Annotated in this window: 1 protein-coding gene; it reads left to right on the top strand. The window is 69.1% G+C overall.

Annotation, left to right across the window (positions count from 1 at the left end):
• On the top strand, positions 1 to 313 hold a 313-nt coding region (locus tag IE312_RS26525), incomplete at its 5' end, for a hypothetical protein (RefSeq protein WP_189984849.1).
• Between the last annotated feature and the right edge of the window lie 254 nt (positions 314 to 567).

Genomic DNA, 567 nt, shown 5'->3' with positions numbered 1-567 from the left:
CACCGGCACTCCCGCTTCGGCGGCCACCTCCGCTGACCAGAAGGAGGCCAAGCAGCCGGTCCGCTACGTGCAGGTGTCCAACACCCAGACGTGCAACCCCGACGGCCTGTGCACCCTCACCGCCACCTGTCCCTCCGGGACCGTGGTCGCGGGCGGCGGAGTGTCCGAAACCCCCTTGATCAGCAGTGGTGTGTACCTCATGGAGTCCGAACCGAGCGGCAACCGCACGTGGCGAGGCACCATCCGCAACGCCAGCCAGTTCCCCGTCACGGTCACCGTCACGGCCATCTGCGTCCGCCTCCCCGGCGTCTGACCTGGCCGGAGCACGCTGATCCCCGGTTGTCGGAGCCGCGTGTGGCGGCGTTGTTTCACGTGAAACAACGCCGCCACTGGTGGAAGCTCGTATCGCCGTTCTTGTGCGGTCCTGAGCGCGAGGAGTGCTCAGCAGCCCGCCGGGGGAGGCGGCCCCCTCCGCAGCGGGTGAGGCGCGGCAGGGAAAAACCCGGCCGCTGGCGACGGGGGATGCACCAGCGACCGGGCTATGGCCAAGGGTAACAAGGTTGTCCG

Source organism: Streptomyces capoamus, assembly GCF_014654935.1.
GTDB lineage: Bacteria > Actinomycetota > Actinomycetes > Streptomycetales > Streptomycetaceae > Streptomyces > Streptomyces capoamus.
Note: the sequence above shows the minus strand (reverse complement) of the source record. Positions and strands in the feature narration are given on the sequence as shown.